The following is a 19,002-nucleotide window of genomic DNA, read 5'->3' as shown; positions in this document are numbered from 1 at the left end:
GTCCGTTGGCTTGCCACGACGCATCAGCGACATGCTGTTGACGAAACCGCTGAGAATGAAGAACAGTTCGACACCGTAGGCACCGTATGGCCATTCCCCGCCCAGCGGACTGGAGAAGCCAAACTTGACGGCGTAAACATGCGTGAAGTGGAACAGCACCAAATTGATCGCCGCCATCGCACGCAGAGCATCCAGTTCCAGGATCCGGCGATGTGGCTTCAGGGCCGACGCAGACTCCACCGAATCAGGGGAACTCGATTCGCCCGCGTCTTGGGTTGGCTGGTCTGACAGTGGAACGGCCTGTGACACATCGCGTCCCTTGCGAACGGCGCGAGCCAACTGGCGCACCTCATCCGAACTGCGGACCGCAAGAGCCACGGGTTCGGCAGAAGGCTCCCACGAATTTTGGGAGAACGAGGGTTCCCAGGAGCCTCCCGAAGAATGGCCGGGAAAAGCCCCCGTGGCTGGTTGGGAATCCGATGGTGGTGGGGCAGAATGCATCGCTAGCCAATGGACTTGGAATGAGAGAGATCTCGACTTCCTCTCAAGGATGGGTCACGCCCTCCCTCTTCACCACTGATTTTTGTTCGGCTGGCGAAAGTCCGCTTTCCTGGCGGCGGTCTGGATGGATTGCTCGGACAGCAACGATGGCGACGACTGGGGCAATTTTGCGGGTTCCCACGACATCCGTTTTGGTCGGGCCCTTTCGTTTTCGCGAGTGTTCAACGAAACTGCCGCAATTCTTTCGACCATCCAGGCGGAGCCTTCGCCATGAAATATGTCCTGATCATCCCCGACGGCTGTGCCGACGAACCGCTCGAACCGCTGAACGGACGCACACCGCTGCAAGCCGCCAACCTGCCCGCGATGGACAAAATCGCGTCGCTGGGCCGTGTCGGCGTGACCGACAACACGCCCATTGATTTCCCGGCGGGCAGCGAAATCGCCAACCTGTGCCTGCTGGGTTACGACCCCAACGTGTGCTTCACCGGCCGAGCCCCCTTGGAAGCGGCCGCACAAGGCATCGAATTGGGGCCGCACGATTGCGCCGTGCGATGCAACCTGGTCACGATTCGCGACCAGACGATGATCGACTTCACCGCCGATCACATCAGCACCGAAGAAGCGACCACGTTGCTGGCGGATTTGTCGAAGGAACTATTTGGCGAAAACGGCCCTTTGAGCGATTCCGACTTGGCCGGCCGATTGGAATTTGTTCCCGGAGTCAGCTATCGCAACTTGATGCTGTATCGCGGAGACGCGGATCATCCGTCGCCATTCACCAAAGCGACGCGATCGAGCGCCCCGCACGACTTGACCGACCTCAGCGTGATCGATGATTTCCCGCGTGGCCCCGGCAGCCAGATCTTGGTCGATCTGATGAACGCGTCAGCGGAGATTCTGGCCAAGCACCCCATCAACGTGGCTCGCAAAGCCGCCGGCAAAGACGTCGCGACCCACGTTTGGTTGTGGAGTTCCGGCGGTGCGCCGCAGCTGTCAACGTTTGAGGAACGCTATGGAATTCGCGGCGTGATGATCACGGCCGTCGACTTGCTTCGCGGGATCGGTGCCCTCGCCGGTTGGCCACGAATCGAAGTCGAAGGTGCCACTGGGTACCTCGACACCAACTACGCCGGAAAAGGCGAAGCGGCAATCCAAGCCCTCGCGGACTATGATTTCGTCTGCGTCCACATCGAAGCCCCCGACGAAGCCTCTCACGAAGGCAATGTTGAGGCCAAGATCGAAGCGCTACAGCAAATCGACCAGCATATCGTCGCCCCGCTCTGGGAAGCTCTTTCCAAGCACGACGAACACCGCATGTTGATCTTGCCCGATCACCCCACGTTCTGCCGAACCAAGAAACACACGCACGGCCCCGTGCCTCTGACCATGGCCGGCACGGGCATCGAAGCCGACTCAGCGACGACGTTTGACGAAGTCTCTGCGAACGCATCAGGATGGGTGTTCGATCCAGGTTGGACCATGATGGACGCCTACATTCAAAAAGGCTGATCGATCCAGCCCGATGACAACTGGACTGCCAGTCCCCTCCCCCTTCCTTTCGTTTCGCTTCGTCACTTCCATGTCCCTGATCGTTCAAAAATTTGGCGGCACGTCGGTTGCCGACACTGAAAAGATTCGTGCCGCAGCACGGAAGGCCATCCGCGCTCAAAAGGCCGGCCACCGAGTCGTGATGGTTGTCAGTGCGATGGGCAAAAACACCGACACATTGTTGGATCTGGCTTCGCAAATCAGCGATGAACCGCCAGCGCGTGAAATGGACATGTTGCTCAGCACAGGCGAACAGGTCAGCGTGGCACTGGTCGCGATGGCGATCCACAACATGGGTTCCAAAGCCGTCAGTTTGACCGGCGGCCAAATCGGGCTGAAGACCGACAACAGCTTCAGCAAGGCGCGGATTCAATCGATCGACACCGGCCGCATCGAACGCTTGCTGGACGCTGGTAACATCGTCGTCGCGGCGGGCTTCCAAGGCATCGACGATGATTTAAACATCACTACGCTTGGCCGAGGCGGAAGCGACACCACCGCGGTGGCACTCGCCGCGGTCCTGGGCGCGGACGCTTGCGAGATCAACACCGACGTGGATGGCGTGTACACGACGGACCCACGACTGCTAGCCGAAGCCCGTCGGGTCGACGTGATCAGCTACGACGAAATGCTGGAACTGGCATCCCTTGGCGCCGGCGTGATGCACTCACGATCCATCGAATTCGCCAAGAAATTCGAGGTCCCGATTCATGTCCGCAGCAGTTTCTCGGACCAGGACGGCACGATGATCGTCGCCCAACCCGAATCGGAAACCGCTCCCGTCTCAGGCGCAGCGCTCACCCGCGACGAAGCTCGCGTGACCGTGTTGGGCGTGCCGGATGTTCCCGGCATGAGCCAGAAGATCTTTTCGGCGATCGCGGAGCAGAAAGTCGCCGTCGACATGGTCGTTCAAAACGTCGGCACGTCTGGCAAGGCTGACGTGTCGTTCACCGTCGCCGGTGGCGAACTCAAAAAGACTCTCGCTGCACTTGAAGGAATCCTGGATTCACTGGGTGCCGATGGCGTGACCCATGACGATCAAGTCTCCAAAGTCAGCGTCGTTGGGCTGGGAATGGCCCATCAAAAATCGGTCGCGGCAAGCATGTTCCAAGCCTTGGCCAAGGCCGAAGTGAACATCCACATGATCACCACCAGCGAGATCAAAATCTCTTGCCTGGTTCCTCGCGATCAAGCCAACACGGCCTTGCGTGCGGTGCACGAAGCGTTCTCGTTGGACCAACGTCCCAGCGACGCCAAGACTTGGAACGAAATCAAAGCCAGCAATGCCAAAGAAGCCGATGTCGCCGACGTCGTCTCGCGACTGCAAAACGACGCTTTGGAAGCGCTCACACTGACTGACATTTCCATCGTTCCCAAGCAAGCTCGCGTGACACTCGACGGGGTCCCCGATCAAGTCGGCGTGGCAGCCGATATCTTTGAACAAATTGGTGAAGCCGGCATCTTCATCGACATGATCGTGCAAGGCTACGACGGCGAAGACGGCAGCACCAGTGTCAGCTTGACCGTCGAACAAAACGACCTCGAAACAGCTGAAAAGGTCGCCCGAGCGATCTGCGACAAACATGAAATGCGAGACGTTCGCGGTGCTTCCGGTATCACCAAGCTCAGCGTCAGCGGCATCGGATTGCGAAGCCACACGCAAGTCGGCACGGTGCTGTTCGAACAATTGGCCAGCGCCGGAATCAACGTCGAAATGATCGCAACCAGTGAACTGCAGGTGAACGTGGTCATCCAAAGCGACCAAGCCGGTGACGCCGCAGCAAGGCTCAAACAAGCCTTTGCTGAAGCCCTGCATTAGAGTGGCCGGTGAGATGCCCGACGGCCAAGGTGTCTCCTAACCACGGAGCGGTGACATTCGACAGCCTCGGGTTTCAACCCGAGGTCCAGGGCCCCCGTCACCGGCCGCCAAGCCGCGAAGCGGCGAAGCGGCGAAAGGTGGATCCGAACTCACTGCCAAACACCGTCGCTCCGAGACTTGGACGCGTTTGGCGTCGAAGAGACCTTGGGTTAAAAACCCAAGGCTATGCAAGTGCCGTCGCTCCGCGACTGAGGCCAAGGCGTGCGGTTCAAACTCGCTCGCGAGCGCATCACGGACTCGCATTTCACCCAGCCAGGTAGGACCTGGCCTACGCGCTACCGAGCGGCGACTTCGGTTGGCTTTGCCTCTTCGGCGGACTCTTCTTCTGCTTCCGGCGGTGTTTGCAAGGAACGCAGGAAATTGATCAAGTGCCACACGTCGTCCTCTTCGAATTCGCCTTCCACGTAGGTGGCTGCGGGCATGGGTGTTCCCTCGATGCCTTGCGTGATTCGAATGTAAAGGTCGCTAGCCGTTCCGCCACCATGAAACAACCCGGTAGTGAAGTTGCGTGGCTTCGCATTGATCGGCGGCAACGCACCACGAGCCAGCAGCGGAATCAGCTTATCGCGATCTTCAGGCTTGATCCCAATGCCGAGCGTCCATTCCTTGGTCCAATCGTCGAAGTCGGTTGTTTGCCCATCGCCCAACCCTTTCGCACCGTGACACTTGCTGCACAACGCGATTTTGCCCAAGTACAGCTCTTGGCCTCGCTTGACTGATTCGGCCAACGCCTCGGCTTGATCTCCATTTTGAAACGCAACGAATTCTTCGTAATTGTCAGCGACAGGCAGGTCCGCAGGCGGTTCGGGGACTTCGACAATCGCATCGGGAGCGGCCAACCATGCGTCGGCAATTTCGAGCGCGTAGTCTTCGGCGATCTCCCAGCCTTCGTCGAACAATTCTTTCTCTTCTTCGTCGGTGGAATTCCGGTGAGCGGGATTGATGATGCGATCGCCGCCTTCCAGATCCAACTCAAAGATCGCGTCGTCGATCAGGGTCCGTTCCAATTCGCCGCGCCAGGACAGATAGATCACGTAATCGGTCAACGCTTCGGTTTGCTGGTTGATCACCTCTTCGTTGACCGCCTCGATCTCATCGCTGCTGAGCGTATCGATCGCTTTGCCAATGTGAGCCTCGACTTGCTCGTCGGTCAGTTTTGGCAAGGCGACCATCGCGGTGCCTTGGATGCCGTTTTTGATCAGCGTTGCCAAGTCTTCTCGAGTGGGCTTCTCGCCGCGTTCGGTCGATTTGAATTTGAAAACACCTTTGCGGTAATCGCGAGGGTACGGATTCAAAATTGCGGAGGACGACCCGCGTCCATCACCACTGATCCCGTGACAGATGGCACAGTTTTTTTGATAAAGCCCGCGGCCTTCTGCGTCGGCAGGCCCCGAGGCCATCACTAAGTTGTCAAGTGACACCAACGTCGCGAAGTCCTCATCTTCCATCGCGACTTCCGGCAGTTTGGGATTCTCTGGTGTCCCAAACATCTCGGTCACGATCCAGAACGCGTCTTGCGAGGCTTGTTCCATCTCGATGCCCTCTTTCAACTCGTACTTCATCGCATGCACGAGGTTGGGCTCGAACTCCACCGGTTTCGGCTCGCTGCAACCGCCGATGAACACTGACCCGGCGGCGATCGCGAACGCCCCGGCCAAAGAAGTGACGGACTTTGAACTGCGAAGCAATTTGGACGGCATGATCGTGTTGGCGTGAGATGAGTGAAAGATGACTCAGGCCAACAAGGTGGCCTCTTGGGACAGCGATCCCACCATTGTATGCAATTGATCCCGCAATTGGCAAAGCACAGGGTCCGCTTCGCCGCGAGGTGGACGCCCGGCGGGAACCGGAATGGCATCCCCCACTTCGATCACCACTTTCATCGGCATCGTTTCCTTCGCCTTGCCAAAAATGGCCTCCTGGATGCGTTGAATCGTTTCCACAATGCGAGTGTCGGTGATTGTCCCCGGTGTCAAATACTCATCGGGAAACGAGAGCAGAAACTGTGCTAAGTCCGCGCGTTCTGCATCGCGACGAAAAGTCGCAGGGTCACGCAAGGCTTCTTCAGTCGCAAAAAACGTGTTGGAAACCGCCGCCCGGATCTTCCGCACCCGTTCCCGAACATCCTCGGTTGGCTTCGGCCGCAACCCGTACCGCTCTTCGGACTGCTGAAGCAATTGCTCCATCAAACGATCGCGTCGATGACTGAGTTCGCCAGTCGAGGCATGACCGGTGAACTCAATCTCTTTCAATGCCAAGTAGGCCTGCGAAACGCGAAACAAACGCTGCACCAAATGGTGGATGTCTCCGGGACCGGACGCCGGCAACCAACTGAGCGTTCGCTCCAACACCGCCAACCGCTCGTGGGCCCAGGCATGAGCGTCTTCCAAACACAGGTACTTCAAACCAACCGGATGAATGACGACTTGCCCGCTCTGTTGCTTGGCTCGCTTCTTCGCAGCGGCTCGAGCGATGAATGAAACCCCGTCGAGCAAAGGCTTCAACACATCGTTGGTTCGATTGGTGGTGCCTTCGGGAAACAGCACCAACGGACGCTCCCCACTGACCAAAATGTCGATGGCGGTTTCCAGTGCTTTGCGATCATTTCCCTCACGAAAAACACTGAAGGCGCCCATCCGTCGGAGAGCAAATTGCTCAAAGCGGTTGGTGTTGAACAAGTGCCACGATGCCATTGCATACAAATGCGTGCGGACCTCACGAGCCAACCATCCCAGCACGATTGGGTCTGCGTAGCGACAGTGGTTGGGAGCGAGCAGGATCCCATGCCCGGCCTGCAACGATTCCGTGAATCGCTCTGCATTGCGGCAATCGAAATCGAGCACGGCCTCCTTTTTTCGGAGGTGCCAATCGATCAACCGAAAACTTTGAATGGCGGTGGGCCAGAGGTTCCCGCGATAAGGCGGCACGAACTCATAGGGCCGATCAAGAACGACAGTCAAGACGTCACTTTCGCAAGGAAATATCCCAGGGCCAGCGCGGCCACAAACAGCGACGTCACCACAGTCCCCAACAACACCGGATCAATGCCCTTGTTCCGGTTGTCAGCAGATTGCTTTCGAGTGCCAGCCATTTTGCCGCGATCAATTCCCGATCCAACACCACGCCGACTTCCGGAACTCGGTGCCCGCCCCGTTGGCCCCTTGTACCCGGACTCCACTTCCAGATCGAGAAAGCTTCCTTCCATCATGTCGGCGGGCGTTCCCATCGCACCGACCTTCACCAAGCGACCACTTTCGCTGGCCGCTTGGTTCTGTTCGCGAATCAGATTGGAACGACTGCTCGCCAACGTATCATCGTTCTTGTTGGTCAGTGTGTCTTGATTGGATGGGGCGATCATCGAGCCCGAACTGCTATCGAAATCCATCGACGACAGACTGCTGTCTTCATCGGGGCCTTCTCCCAACCCGACGCGAATCGCTTCGCCCTTGGGCACCGCCGCTGCAAACTTCTCGAGCACCTCGGCAACGTCGGTGGCGGTTTGATAGCGGTAGCGAGGATCCTTTTGGATCATCTTCACCACGATGCCTTCCAGTTCGCCAGGGCACTCCGACCGCAATTCGCGAATCGCTTTGGGCATCTCGTTCTGGTGCTTGGCAATCCGCTGGGCCAAGGTGCCTTCCGCAAACGGAGGTCGACCGGTCAGCAGGAAATACAACGTGCAGCCGAGACCATAAATATCGACTCGGTGGTCGACCGTATGACTGTTCAGCGCTTGCTCGGGCGCCAAGTAGTCAGCCGTGCCGAGAACATTCTCGTTGTTGGCAACGGTCAACGATTCATCGTCGCCCGTCTTCGTGACCAAGGCCAATCCCATGTCCAACAATCGCACTCGGCCATCGCTGTCAATCAATAAGTTGGCCGGTTTGACATCGCGATGCACCACACCGCGATCATGAGCGTGGGCCAAACCACGGGCAGCTTGCGAGACAAGTTCCGCGGCCGTGGAAAAATCAAGCGGCCCGTCCCGTCGGACCAGCACCTGCAAGTCCACGCCATCAACATATTCCATCACGATGTAGTGAACATCACCGTCGTTATCAATGTCGTGCGCCAACACGATGTTGGGGTGATTGAGCGATGCAATCGCTTTCGCTTCCAGTTTGAAACGAGCCAGATAAGAGGCATCGTCGACCCGTTTCTTGGGCAGCACCTTGATCGCTCGCTTGTCCCCCAAACCGGTGTGCTCAGCCAAATAGACGCTGCTCATCCCGCCCGATCCGATGTGACCGAGCAGTTTGTATTTGCCGAGGAAAAAGCCTTTGTACTTCCCGGTGAACAGTTTCTCGATGTGCCAATCAGTGAGCAGGCCTGCTTTTTTGTACGCCATGGCCAGCTTCTTCGAACTGGCCGGCAAACCGCCCTCACACTTCTCGCGAACCTTTTTCAGGAACCGTTTCTGCGTGGCTTCGTCGACCAAGTTGCTTCGTGCAACCATCTCAACAAATCGTTCCGACGTGATCGAAGCCATGGTGTGTGGAAGAATATCCCGCTAGAAGACAGGTCCGTTGGTGAACATCCCGAATGGAGAGACGCGTGACAAAGGAGGCTTGGTGACGCGGGGAAGGTATCCGCGTGCTGCCGCACCCTCAATCAAGTTTAACCAAAAACTCACGTCTGGCAGAACGAAATTGCTGGATTGCCAAACGCGGTGGGCGGAATTGTAAACGAATCCGCCATCGCGGAGTGTTCTCGAGCGAGCTCGTTTCCAGACTCTTTTTGATCAAATTTCATGCCCCAACCTCCAACCTCATTCGCCTCCTCCCGTGACGCTCGAAAACCGACCGTCCGCAAACTTGGCGTGATGGCCAAAGTCGCGGCCCAAGGGAGCGTCAAAACTCGGTTGGGCGCCACGATCGGGTTGGACCAAGCGGCCCAGATTCACCAACGATTCCTGGACCAACTCTTCCGCGAACTCCGTGGCTGGGGTGATGAACGGCACTGGGTCGTCACGCCATTCGAATCGATTTCGCACCGCCCCCAAGCCACACCGACCGATTGGCAGCTCGTCGACCAGGGTGATGGAAATCTGGGCGACCGAATGCGACGCTGGTTCGCCAACCAATTCCCTGACCGCCCTGCCCTGCCCCGCACCCACGCAATTTTGATCGGGGCGGATTGCCCTCTGCTGACTTCCGAAGAACTCAACGAGGCCGATCGACTCTTTCGCGAGCACGATCTCGTGCTGGGCCCGGCCAAGGACGGTGGCTACTACCTGATCGGGCTATCCGGTCCTCTCGACCCTCGCGTCTTCGACACTTTATGGACCGACATTCCGTGGAGCACCGACGAGGTATTCGAACGCACCCTTGCCGCGGCGGAGTCGATTGGGCTGCGGATTGGCAGGCTGCCGGTCCGGTCGGATATCGACACGGAAGAAGATTTGACTGCCCTCCTTCATCAAATCGAACATGCGGCCGACAATGCAGGTGTCCCCACCGCCCACATTGACCTCGCACGAGACCTTCACCGCATCCTTTCCAGCTAGCGATCTGACTTGTCTACCATCCATTCCGCGTCGAGCGACGCCCCTGCTGACCGCCAGTCCACCGGAACGTTGATCGTCGGAGGCGGCGTGATCGGCCTCTCCATTGCCTGGGAACTCGTCCGCCGCGGCGAAAAAGTGACGGTGATCGACCAAGGCCCAATCGCTCACGGAACCTCCTGGGCCGCCGCAGGAATATTGCCGCCCGCCAACTTCGATCGCGCGACCGACCCAATCGATCGCCTGCGCGGGTTCAGCCACACGCTGTGGCCGCTGTGGTGCCAACAACTGTTGGATGAAACAGGCATCGATCCTGGACTGATTCGCTGTGGCGGGTTGTACTTGGCCGAAACCGTGGGCGAAGCCTCCGCGTTGACCGGCATGATGTCCTACTGGGCGGACCTCGCGGTGGAATGCGAGCGCATCGACAAGACCGAACTGCTGCGTCGACAACCGCGACTGAAAACGTGGGTGAAAACCAACCCGTGGATCCAATCGCATCCCGACAGCGCGGCTTGGTGGACGCCCGATGAATACCAAATCCGCCCGCCTCGGTTGCTGACGGCTCTGGCGACCGCTTGTCAAAGCCAGGGCGTGACGCTGCTTCCCCACAACAAACTGCTCAACATTGCCACCAGTGAAGCGGGCTGTTCCGCAACCATTCAATCGCGAGACGCGACGGAGCATCTGCTGAAAAGCGATCGCACGGTGCTCTGCGGCGGCGCCTCGATGGGAACCATCTTCCCTGAGGCTCGGTTGGATTCTGCCGTGATTCCAATTCGTGGTCAGATCCTATTGCTCAACAGCGAAACGTTCACCGACCCAATCGTTCTCAACGTTGGCAATCGCTACTTGGTTTCGCGCGGGGACGGGAACGTGTTGGTCGGTTCCTGCGAAGAAGAAGTGGGCATGGAACCGGGAACCACCGACGATGTCATTCAAGGACTGCGGCACTTCGCGAATCGAGTTTGCCCGGAACTGGAAGCAGCAAGCGTCGTCTCCGACTGGTCGGGCCATCGGCCGATGACCTTTGACGGATTCCCCATGATTGGCCGCGTGCCGGATCAAACGCGACTGTTCGTCGCCGGTGGGCACTATCGCAGCGGCATCCACCTGGCCTGCGGAACCGCCGTCGCCATGGCCGATGCCATCGAGGGCAAACCGTCGTTCATGGAACTGACGGACTTCTCTGTCGGAAAACAGCAAACGACACCGCGATGACCTCTGGTGCCGCGTCGCGATTCATTCACCCGAAACTCCGGTTGCGAACGGTCGCCCCACCGGAAAGGTTCTGGACCTCGAAACCGTTCTGCCGCAGAATCCGAGCGGCGATGTGACCGCGGACTCCCACCGCACAACTGACCACCGTGGGACGATTGCGATCCAACTCGTCCAAGCGATCTCGAAGCTCGTCAACCGGAATATGGATCGTGCCGGACGCTTGCTGCAACGGTGCCTTCTCAATCTCAGTGGCACCACGTACGTCGACCACTTGAACATCGTCAAGCGAAGCGTCCGAATCACGAAACGTTTCGATCCCATCCAGTTCATTGCAGGCTGCAAAACCAGCCATGTGAACCGGATCCTTGGCCGAACCGAACGGCGGCGCGTACGCCAAATCCAATCCCGCCAAATCGCGAACCGTTCCGCCGAAGTGCATTGCCGTGGCAATGACGTCGATGCGTTTGTCGATGCCTTCACCGCCAACGCACTGCGCCCCCATGACCTTGCCCGTGCCCGGTTCATACACCAGTTTCAGCGTCATCATTTCGGCTCCGGGAAAGTATCCCGCGTGATGCTTGGCAACGATTGTCACGCTGGTCGCATCCTTCCCGAATCGCTCGGCAGCAGCTCGCGTTAAACCGGTCATCCCGACCGAGACATCAAACACTCGCACAACACTGGTCCCCCACACGGGCGTCGCAGCAGCGGATGTTCCCGTCACCGCATGCTCGCCCGCCAAGCGTCCCGACCGGTTGGCAGGTCCCGCCAAGGGCACTCGCATCGGTGTCCCAAGCGGACCAAACACGGGCTCCGACACGTCGCCCACCGCATAGACACGAGGGTCGCTGGTGCGAGAGAACTCGTCCACCGCGATCCCACCTGTGCCACCGATGTCCAGCCCAGCGTCACTCGCCAAACCAGTGTTGGGTCGCACTCCGATGCCAAGGATCACCAATTCCGTTGCCAGTTCGGTTCCGTCGCTCAGGCACACGGACGTGGCGGTCTCACCGTCACAGGCAATCGACTGCAGCCCAACCCCCAGGTGAACGCCAACATTGTTTCGGTGCAAAGCGTCCTCGATCGGACGAGCCATTTCGTGATCGAGCAACGGCAACACTTGATCGCGCAGTTCCACCAAGTCGACCGCCACGCCACGCCGCCGCAACTGCTCGACCATTTCCAATCCGATGTAGCCTGCCCCGACGACCACCGCCCGCCGGACCGCCCCCGAATCCACACGAGCCTTGATCCGGTCCATGTCGACCAAATTGCGCAGGGTCAACACGTTGTCAGCGTCCACGCCGGGAAGATCCGGCACGATCGGTGCTGCCCCCGGAGCCAAAATCAATTTGTCGTAGGGCACCAAGTAAGTTTCGTCTTGTTCGGCTGTCGCGGCGTGACGACGCACAGTCACCGTTTGATTGGCACGGTCAATCGAAACGACTTCTTCTCGCGTTCTCACATCCAGCCGGAACCGCCGTCGCAGAAAATCAGGCGATGCGACCACCAATGCGTCACGGTTCTCGATTTCCTGTCCAATGTGGTAGGGCAACCCACAATTGGCAAACGAGACATCCTCGTCTTTTTCAAACAAAATGATCTCGGCGTTCTCGTTCATTCGCCGAGCCCGAGTGGCTGCCGAAGCACCTCCGGCGACACCGCCAACGATGACCAAGCGAACAGGTGCATTTGATTCAGCCGACATTAAGCTATCCTTTTTCAGTCGTTACCTCGTAACATCACGACACACAAATATCGAATCCCCCTCTTCTGTGCAACAGTTCCACCGCCATGGCCGCATCAAAATCACGCTCTCGCAAACGTGCCTCAGAAGCTCCCACCAAACCGGCCGGTGACGTGCACGCGTTCGCCGAAGCCGCTGAATGCTTGAAAACGCTGGCTCACCCGGTCCGATTGCGGATCGTGCAGTTGCTTCTGCACAGCCGTTACACCGTGGGAGAAATCGCCGCGGATTGTGAGATCGCTGACAACCTGGCGTCGGAGCACCTTCGATTGCTGCAGCGATGTGGTTTCTTGGACAGCGAACGCGAAGGCCGTCGCGTTTACTACCAAGTCGTCGAACCTCACCTGAGCCAATTGATGGCTTGCGTGGAATCGCGTTTTTTAGCGGACGATTGATTCACCGGAATCGGGGCGTGGGGTTTGATCGACGAGAACCGAAACGCGACCGCTTGAGACAACTCGGCGAATGATTGACGATAAGGGCGAACTCCATTGAGTTCCTTCGCGTCCGTGCACCCCAACGCAGAAAGATTGCCTGCTATGTCCATCGCTTCTCCCGCCACTCACCCTGTTTTGATCGCTGGAACCTGGCGTGAAGCCAACACCGAGTCGACCTTCCAAGCGACCGACCCCAATCGCAACGAAAAGCTGGCCGCCACGTTCCCTGTCAGCAGTTGGAAAGACTGCGACGAGGCACTCGATGCCGCAGTGGAAGCTGCCACGGAACTTCGCAAACTGGGCCCCGCCAAAATCGCCGACTTCATGGAAGCGTACGCGGACAAGATCGAGGCCGCCAAGGATCAGTTGGTCGAAACCGCCTTCGCGGAAACCGGCTTGGCACGTTCTCCCCGATTGGCTGATGTTGAACTGCCCCGAACCAGCAACCAACTGCGAGCCGCCGCGAAAGCTTGCCGAACGGGCAACTGGGCCATGCCCACCATCGACACCCAAGCGGGCATTCGCTCGTGCTATGGCCCACTGGGTCCCGTCTGCGTGTTTGGCCCCAACAATTTCCCCTTTGCTTTCGGCAGCGTTTCCGGTGGCGATTTCGCTGCGGCCATCGCCGCCGGCAACCCGGTGATCGGCAAAGCCAACAGCTCGCATCCTGACACCACTCGATTGTTCGCCGAATTGGCACTTGAAGCCCTCAACGAGTCCGGCCTGCCTGCCGCGACCGTGCAGTTGATCTACCGAACCAGCCACGCGGATGGCGAAAAACTGGTTTCCGATCCACGCGTCGGAGCGACCGGCTACACCGGCAGTCGTGGCGCTGGGCTGACCCTCAAAGCCGCCGCTGACAAAGCCGGCAAACCGATCTACCTGGAACTGTCCAGCGTCAATCCGGTGGTCATCACCCCCGCCGCACTCGAAGAACGCGGGGATGCGATCGTCGACGAATTCATCACCAGCGTCTTGATGGGCACCGGGCAATTCTGCACCAACCCGGGCATGGTGATGCTGGTCAAAGGCGAAGCCACCGACAAATTCATCGCCGCTGTGAAGGATCGTTTCTCCACCACACCTGCTGGAACACTGCTTTCACCCGCCGTGGCATCGTCGCTCGGCAAAAGCATTCAGGCTCTCACCGGCTTCGGCGCAGAGCTCCTGGTCGGCGGTGGAGAACCAGAAACCGATCGCTGTGCCATCGCCAACACCTTGCTGAAAACCAGCGGCGAAGCCTTCCTGGCCAATCCCGAGGGTTTCCAAACCGAAGCCTTTGGAAATGCATCACTGATCGTGGTCTCCGACGACATTCAACAACTCTGCGATGCGATCCGCCACCTGGAAGGCAACTTGACCGGATGCATCTACTCGGCCACCCAAGGTGACGATGAGAACACTTACGCCCAAGTAGCGTTTGAGTTGGAACCCAAAGTGGGTCGCATCCTCAATGACAAAATGCCAACGGGTGTCGCCGTCAGCGCTGCGATGAACCATGGCGGTCCTTACCCTGCGACCGGCCACCCAGGATTCACAGCGGTTGGAGTTCCCGGTTCGCTGATCCGGTTTGGCAAACTCACCAGCTATGACAATCTTCAAGACTCCCGCTTGCCAGCCTTGCTGCAATCAACCCCACCCACACCAGAAACGTGGCGATTGGTGGATGGAGTCTGGACTCAAGACGCAGTTGCTTAGTGTTTTCAGTCGAACTCTTGGCATTTTTCTTCCGAAATCTTCAAAAAAAACCTGAAAAAACCAGCGTTCAAAACCACGCCCTTCATTGGGACATTTTGGATGTCTGCTTTCAGTTGCCGATGCCCCCCGCGAGTCAAATCCATCGACTTTGACAGCGCGGGCATCGGAAACATTGCGTTCAGGATTTGGCATTCCTTCAAAAGTGCCTATGGTCATTGCAGTGGCCAGGTGAAAGAGCGATTGGAAATCATCCAGCTCTCCCTGGCCGTACGGTTTCATTACCTCGCAGAACGCAATGATGACAGAACCTATGAGTCAAATGGGCAAATGGTTGGCCGCAGGCCTCCTTCTAACAGCCTTGACTGGATGCAGCAGTTCCGAAACGGAACTCCTTCCCCTGGAGGAGGATGCAGACCAAGCCTCCGTCGAAGAAATCATGGGCGGAGCCAACGCGGCAGTTGACAAACGGCCGACAAGATAAGGCCCCGAGCCGATCAGCCAACAACGATGAATCGGTAGGCAACAAAAGGTTTGCAACCGAATTGCATTCAACAGGGAGAGGCGGAATCCCAAACCATTCAGGAAACACTTCAGTACACCCGTACGATGAGGATCCTGAACATTCCTACTATCCGAACTCCCTCGTGGTCCTACGGCCACACTTCTTTCAGGTGCATCAATGTCCGTTACACATTCACCGCTTGGGCAAACACGCCCAAAACCAGCCCCGAGTCATAAGACTCGTTCTGCCTTCACGCTCGTCGAACTTCTGGTCGTGATTGCGATCATCGGCGTCTTGGTCGGTTTGTTGCTCCCCGCTGTCCAGGCCGCTCGCGAAGCCGCCCGACGCATGAGCTGCAGCAACAATTTCAAACAACTCGGGTTGGCACTGCACAACTACCATGCCGCCTACAACACATTTCCATATAGTCGCGTCGCCACCCAAACCCAGTGGCGCGGCCTGGGGCCGACGGTCGCCATGACCCCCTTCATGGAACAACAAGCCATTTGGGAGATGATCTCCAATCCTCATACCAGCGACAGCGGAACAACCTACGTTGAGTTCGGTGGGTTCCCTTGGAGTTCTGACTACACCCCCAACCGATTCCAAATCCCAACACTGCGTTGCCCATCCGACCCTGCCGAAGGCGAAACCATTGGCCGAACGAACTATGCATTCTGCTATGGCGACGCGGCCCGCTACATCACCTTCTATTGGTTCGACGGCGAACAACGATCTGACCCTGGATATGAGTGGGCAGGTGACTCGAGCGTTTGGCGTGGCATGTGGAAATGGAACAAGAAAAAGAAATTCCGCGATTGCCTGGACGGCACCAGCCAAACCATCATCATGGGTGAGATGGCCAACTTCCTCGACGACCGTGCGATCATCGGTACAGCCGCCGTCTTTGGAAGCCAAGACTTTCAAACCGACTTAGAACAGTGCAAGAACACCGTTGATCCGGAACGCCCTCAGTTCTATGCCACCGGTGTCGAATTGATTGGATATGGCAGCTATGGTGGACAATCCAACCGCGGTCGCTGGTGGACCGACTCGGTGAGTTGCAATTCAGCGATCAACACAATCCTGGGCCCCAACAGCGTGAGCTGCACCTACAGCACCGGTCCTGGATCGGACTGGACCGGAGGCGTCTACAGCGTCACCAGCCGTCACCAAGGCGGAGCTCACGTGTTGATGACCGACGGTTCGGTCAAATTCATCACCGACTCGATCAACGCCTCGACCGAGGGCATGGACACCAACACCACCGTGACCACATTCTCCCCTGGAGTCGGCCACCCTGCTGGCGTGGAAAGCCCGTTTGGCGTCTGGGGTGCCATGGGCACCGCCGCTTCCGGCGAAACCCGAGCCAACGAAGCCGCACTCTGATCGGATTGGCGACCCCGATTCGCCAACCGTCAACTCTGCATGCTGAAGCCACATCGATTTTGAATCGGTGTGGCTTTTTTCGTGCGATTCGCAAGCGGCCTCGCGTCTCCGCACCAGCCACCTCGGCAGAAAAATCGCACCAGCCCGAAACATTTGCCTCTCCGCGGTCTCTAGTGGGGGATCACTTGGCCTAGATTGGTCGGTTCCGGCCATGGCCAGTTTGGTCCTTTGCTTGCTTTTTCCCTGCGGTTTCCATGATGGAAGTGCTGTTTTTCATCGCGATCGGGTGGCTGATCATCACTTTGGTTGGGCACCTGACCTGGGTCGTCTTCGCGACCATCTTTCGACTGGTGTTCGCCCCTCAAACGCTCTACCCGCCATCGCCTGGAGCCAAAACGCCTGGATCACAACGCGTCCCCACCCAAAGCCAGTCCGACGCGACAGCACCCGATGCCCCACCATCGGCCTCCGCCGACCTGGCTGCGTTTTCACGAATGATGGAGGCGCTGACCGCCACCGACCAAGTCGATCCCCAGACCGCCGACCGATTGAGAGCGTCCGCCCAAAAATTAGCAACCATTCCAGATACGCTGGCCCCCAAGCCAACTGCCGAACCGACGTTGCCCGCTCCGGAAACACCTCAACCCCCAATCGCGCCCGCCGCTCTCGCCGAAGCACCGTCAACCGAAGTCGTCCCGTTCATTGCGGAACCCGTCTTTGCGGAACCCGTTGTTGCAGAAGCGGTCACCGCCGAAGTCCTCTACGAACCTCCGGCCCCAAGCACGCCCAAGCGAGCGCTGTCGGAAGTCATCACTTCGTTCCTGGCTCGCAACAACATTCGTTGGGGTGAACTGGTCGCTGGATTGCTGGTCGTGGTCTGCTCGATCGGTTTGGTCGTCAGTCTTTGGAACACATTGACGTCGGCCCACCGTGTCGTCCCGTCGTTGATTTTCATGTCGGCCGACGCCGCAATCTTCGCGGCCGGTTTGTACACAGTTCGGCGATGGAAACTGCGGCACACCAGCCGCGCGGTTTTGATCATCGCGACGCTGCTGGTTCCCTTGTGCGTGCTGGCGGGAATGGCCGCGGCAGGCGCGGGACTGGATTCGGTCACGCTCTCCGATCCCGCGACGCTGGGCACGATCGTGGCCGGATTGGCCGGTTGCGGCTGGCTGCTGCTTCAATCCTCTCGCAGCTTGGTGGGTCGCGCCGATGCACTGCCGATGACGGCCAGCGTCATCGCACCAACGCTGGCATTGCCGTTGCTTCCCACCGCCGCACGCCTGCTCAGCTCCAACGCTGGATTTGCGGTTTTGATTCCTGCGATCTGTGTCGCCGCGGCGATTCTTTGGCCGCAACGTCAACGACGCACACGCCTGAATTCGTGTGAACAGACTGATTCAGTTGGCGGTCGAAGGCATTGGAAGAATCGTTGGCTGTCGCTCGGCATCGCCGCTTCTTCGATGGCCAGCGTCCTTGTCTACGCCGCGTTTCTGTTCAGCAACTTCGAGAACCAATTCGCAGTGCAGACGGCTTGGATTCAAATCGCGATCGCATCGATTCCGTTTTGGATCGCGATTGCGTCGAGTTGCCACAACGACTCGACCAAGCTTCGCGGTCAAACAGATTTGCTGTCGGGCAAACGTGGCTGGATGACGAATTCGAATTTGATCGCGACCGTCCTGACGCTGCTATCGATGGGTGCCGTCTTGGCGATCCTGCCCGCTTCGCTTCGCAGGTTGGATTGGATGTGGATGCATGCGGTCGTGGCCACGGCCTCATGGCTCGCGGCCAACATCGCACTGCGGCAACCTTCTCGCGTTGTCGGTGCGACCTTGCCGCTGGGGATCGCCGCGATGCTCTCGTCTCCCGTTTGGATGAGCGATGCGACCTGGGGCGACTTGCCGCTATGGCGATTGATCTTGGGTGGCGAACCGATGGTCACTTCGCTTGGCATTGCCGCGTTGCTCGGTGGAGTCGGCTTCGCCCTGAGCCAAATCACGAAAGGCAAATCTTGGGATCGCGAATGGGCCGTGTCGAGCTGGTTCGCCGCCTGCGTGTGGGGCGGACTCGCATTCGTCCAAGCACTGGTGCTCAGCTTCGCCCCAGCAACTTGGCTGGGCCAGGTGCCACCGATGGTGGTCGATGTGGTGCTCGGTGTTTCGGCACTCGGATGCATCCTCGGAACCTTCAAAGATTCACGAGCCTCACTGGCAACACCTGTGATCTTGGCTGCGTTCTGGACTTCCGTGCTGGGACTGCTGACCTGGACAGACAGTCGGCCTCACGCCGATTTCACGTTGTCTCCATGGGTCGGACTGGCGGTCACGGTGTCGTTGATGGTTGCCGCCGGTCTCGCGAAAATCTTGCTTCACCGTCAATCGAACTGCGGCGAACAATCCTCCGGCGAAGAAACCAACCTTCTCGAGCGATTCAGTTTCCTCTCACAAACCGCTGAGCAGTCGATGCGACGTCACGCTTCATCGGCGGGAGTGATGGCGTGTCTATCAGCCGCGGCCTTGGGTGGGGTCGCTTTGTTTTCGCTCTCACCCAGTGGCCTCGAATCGCCCGGTT

General features: G+C 58.4%; 12 protein-coding genes and 1 pseudogene. 8 read left to right on the top strand and 5 right to left on the bottom strand.

Translation table 11 applies throughout. From position 1 onward, the window contains the following. Nucleotides 1-339: acyltransferase family protein (locus ACF8AM_RS18470; protein WP_392557063.1), on the bottom strand; the 339-nt coding region annotated here is incomplete at its 3' end. Nucleotides 340-771: 432 nt separating this feature from the next. On the opposite strand from ACF8AM_RS18470, the gene ACF8AM_RS18465 reads away from it, so the two are divergent. Next, nucleotides 772-2,013 (top strand): cofactor-independent phosphoglycerate mutase, encoded by a 1,242-nt coding sequence (locus ACF8AM_RS18465; RefSeq protein WP_392557060.1) that lies wholly within the window; start codon nucleotides 772-774, stop codon nucleotides 2,011-2,013. Nucleotides 2,014-2,083: 70 nt separating this feature from the next. After that, nucleotides 2,084-3,871: an aspartate kinase gene (locus tag ACF8AM_RS18460; protein WP_392557062.1), complete on the top strand. Its 1,788-nt coding sequence runs from the start codon at nucleotides 2,084-2,086 to the stop codon at nucleotides 3,869-3,871. 335 nt (nucleotides 3,872-4,206) lie between these two features. On the opposite strand, the gene ACF8AM_RS18455 is transcribed toward ACF8AM_RS18460, so the two are convergent. Genes ACF8AM_RS18455 through ACF8AM_RS18445 form a run of 3 tightly spaced genes read right to left on the bottom strand, consistent with a single transcriptional unit; the run spans nucleotide 4,207 to nucleotide 8,420 of the window. Then, nucleotides 4,207-5,631, bottom strand: a complete 1,425-nt coding sequence (locus ACF8AM_RS18455) for a cytochrome c (RefSeq protein WP_392557059.1) — start codon at nucleotides 5,629-5,631, stop codon at nucleotides 4,207-4,209. 33 nt (nucleotides 5,632-5,664) lie between these two features. After that, nucleotides 5,665-6,891, bottom strand: a complete 1,227-nt coding sequence (locus ACF8AM_RS18450) for a 1-acyl-sn-glycerol-3-phosphate acyltransferase (RefSeq protein WP_392557058.1) — start codon at nucleotides 6,889-6,891, stop codon at nucleotides 5,665-5,667. Continuing rightward, nucleotides 6,888-8,420 carry a serine/threonine protein kinase gene (locus ACF8AM_RS18445; RefSeq protein ID WP_392557057.1) on the bottom strand — a complete coding sequence of 511 codons (1,533 nt, stop codon included), beginning with the start codon at nucleotides 8,418-8,420 and terminating at the stop codon, nucleotides 6,888-6,890. The genes ACF8AM_RS18450 and ACF8AM_RS18445 overlap by 4 nt, the downstream gene beginning before the upstream one ends. Nucleotides 8,421-8,681: 261 nt before the next feature. Between ACF8AM_RS18445 and ACF8AM_RS18440 the strand changes: the two genes are divergently transcribed. Both ACF8AM_RS18440 and ACF8AM_RS18435 read left to right on the top strand, forming a co-directional pair. After that, nucleotides 8,682-9,437: a TIGR04282 family arsenosugar biosynthesis glycosyltransferase gene (locus ACF8AM_RS18440; protein ID WP_392557056.1), complete on the top strand. Its 756-nt coding sequence runs from the start codon at nucleotides 8,682-8,684 to the stop codon at nucleotides 9,435-9,437. A gap of 18 nt (nucleotides 9,438-9,455) precedes the next feature. Next, nucleotides 9,456-10,655, top strand: a complete 1,200-nt coding sequence (locus ACF8AM_RS18435; RefSeq protein WP_392557061.1) for an NAD(P)/FAD-dependent oxidoreductase — start codon at nucleotides 9,456-9,458, stop codon at nucleotides 10,653-10,655. A 25-nt stretch (nucleotides 10,656-10,680) separates the two neighbouring features. Here ACF8AM_RS18435 and ACF8AM_RS18430 read toward each other — a convergent pair whose 3' ends face one another. Continuing rightward, entirely contained in the window at nucleotides 10,681-12,363 is a 1,683-nt protein-coding gene (locus ACF8AM_RS18430) for an FAD-dependent oxidoreductase (RefSeq protein ID WP_392557055.1), read from the bottom strand. 86 nt (nucleotides 12,364-12,449) lie between these two features. Here ACF8AM_RS18430 and ACF8AM_RS18425 point away from each other — a divergent pair, with 86 nt between their 5' ends. The 4 genes and pseudogenes from ACF8AM_RS18425 to ACF8AM_RS18410 form a co-directional block, all read left to right on the top strand. Further along, on the top strand, nucleotides 12,450-12,797 hold the full coding sequence (locus ACF8AM_RS18425; RefSeq protein ID WP_392557054.1) for an ArsR/SmtB family transcription factor: 348 nt from the start codon (nucleotides 12,450-12,452) through the stop codon (nucleotides 12,795-12,797). A gap of 144 nt (nucleotides 12,798-12,941) precedes the next feature. Continuing rightward, nucleotides 12,942-14,537: an aldehyde dehydrogenase (NADP(+)) gene (locus tag ACF8AM_RS18420; protein ID WP_392557053.1), complete on the top strand. Its 1,596-nt coding sequence runs from the start codon at nucleotides 12,942-12,944 to the stop codon at nucleotides 14,535-14,537. A gap of 679 nt (nucleotides 14,538-15,216) precedes the next feature. Continuing rightward, nucleotides 15,217-16,428: a DUF1559 domain-containing protein gene (locus ACF8AM_RS18415; RefSeq protein WP_392557052.1), complete on the top strand. Its 1,212-nt coding sequence runs from the start codon at nucleotides 15,217-15,219 to the stop codon at nucleotides 16,426-16,428. Nucleotides 16,429-16,685: 257 nt separating this feature from the next. Further along, nucleotides 16,686-19,002, top strand: a pseudogene (locus ACF8AM_RS18410) (hypothetical protein); the annotation flags it as partial.

Source organism: Rhodopirellula sp. JB055, from assembly GCF_043100905.1.
Lineage (GTDB): Bacteria > Planctomycetota > Planctomycetia > Pirellulales > Pirellulaceae > Rhodopirellula.
This window is presented reverse-complemented; position numbering and strand designations above follow the sequence as displayed.

Bases quoted from the DNA above. Each gene is read 5' to 3' on its own strand.
- ACF8AM_RS18465 (WP_392557060.1), top strand. From the start codon at position 772: ATGAAATATGTCCTGATCATCCCCGACGGCTGTGCCGACGAACCGCTC.
- ACF8AM_RS18460 (WP_392557062.1), top strand. From the start codon at position 2,084: ATGTCCCTGATCGTTCAAAAATTTGGCGGCACGTCGGTTGCCGACACT.
- ACF8AM_RS18455 (WP_392557059.1), bottom strand. From the start codon at position 5,631: ATGCCGTCCAAATTGCTTCGCAGTTCAAAGTCCGTCACTTCTTTGGCC.
- ACF8AM_RS18445 (WP_392557057.1), bottom strand. From the start codon at position 8,420: ATGGCTTCGATCACGTCGGAACGATTTGTTGAGATGGTTGCACGAAGC.
- ACF8AM_RS18440 (WP_392557056.1), top strand. From the start codon at position 8,682: ATGCCCCAACCTCCAACCTCATTCGCCTCCTCCCGTGACGCTCGAAAA.
- ACF8AM_RS18430 (WP_392557055.1), bottom strand. From the start codon at position 12,363: ATGTCGGCTGAATCAAATGCACCTGTTCGCTTGGTCATCGTTGGCGGT.
- ACF8AM_RS18425 (WP_392557054.1), top strand. From the start codon at position 12,450: ATGGCCGCATCAAAATCACGCTCTCGCAAACGTGCCTCAGAAGCTCCC.
- ACF8AM_RS18420 (WP_392557053.1), top strand. From the start codon at position 12,942: ATGTCCATCGCTTCTCCCGCCACTCACCCTGTTTTGATCGCTGGAACC.
- ACF8AM_RS18415 (WP_392557052.1), top strand. From the start codon at position 15,217: ATGTCCGTTACACATTCACCGCTTGGGCAAACACGCCCAAAACCAGCC.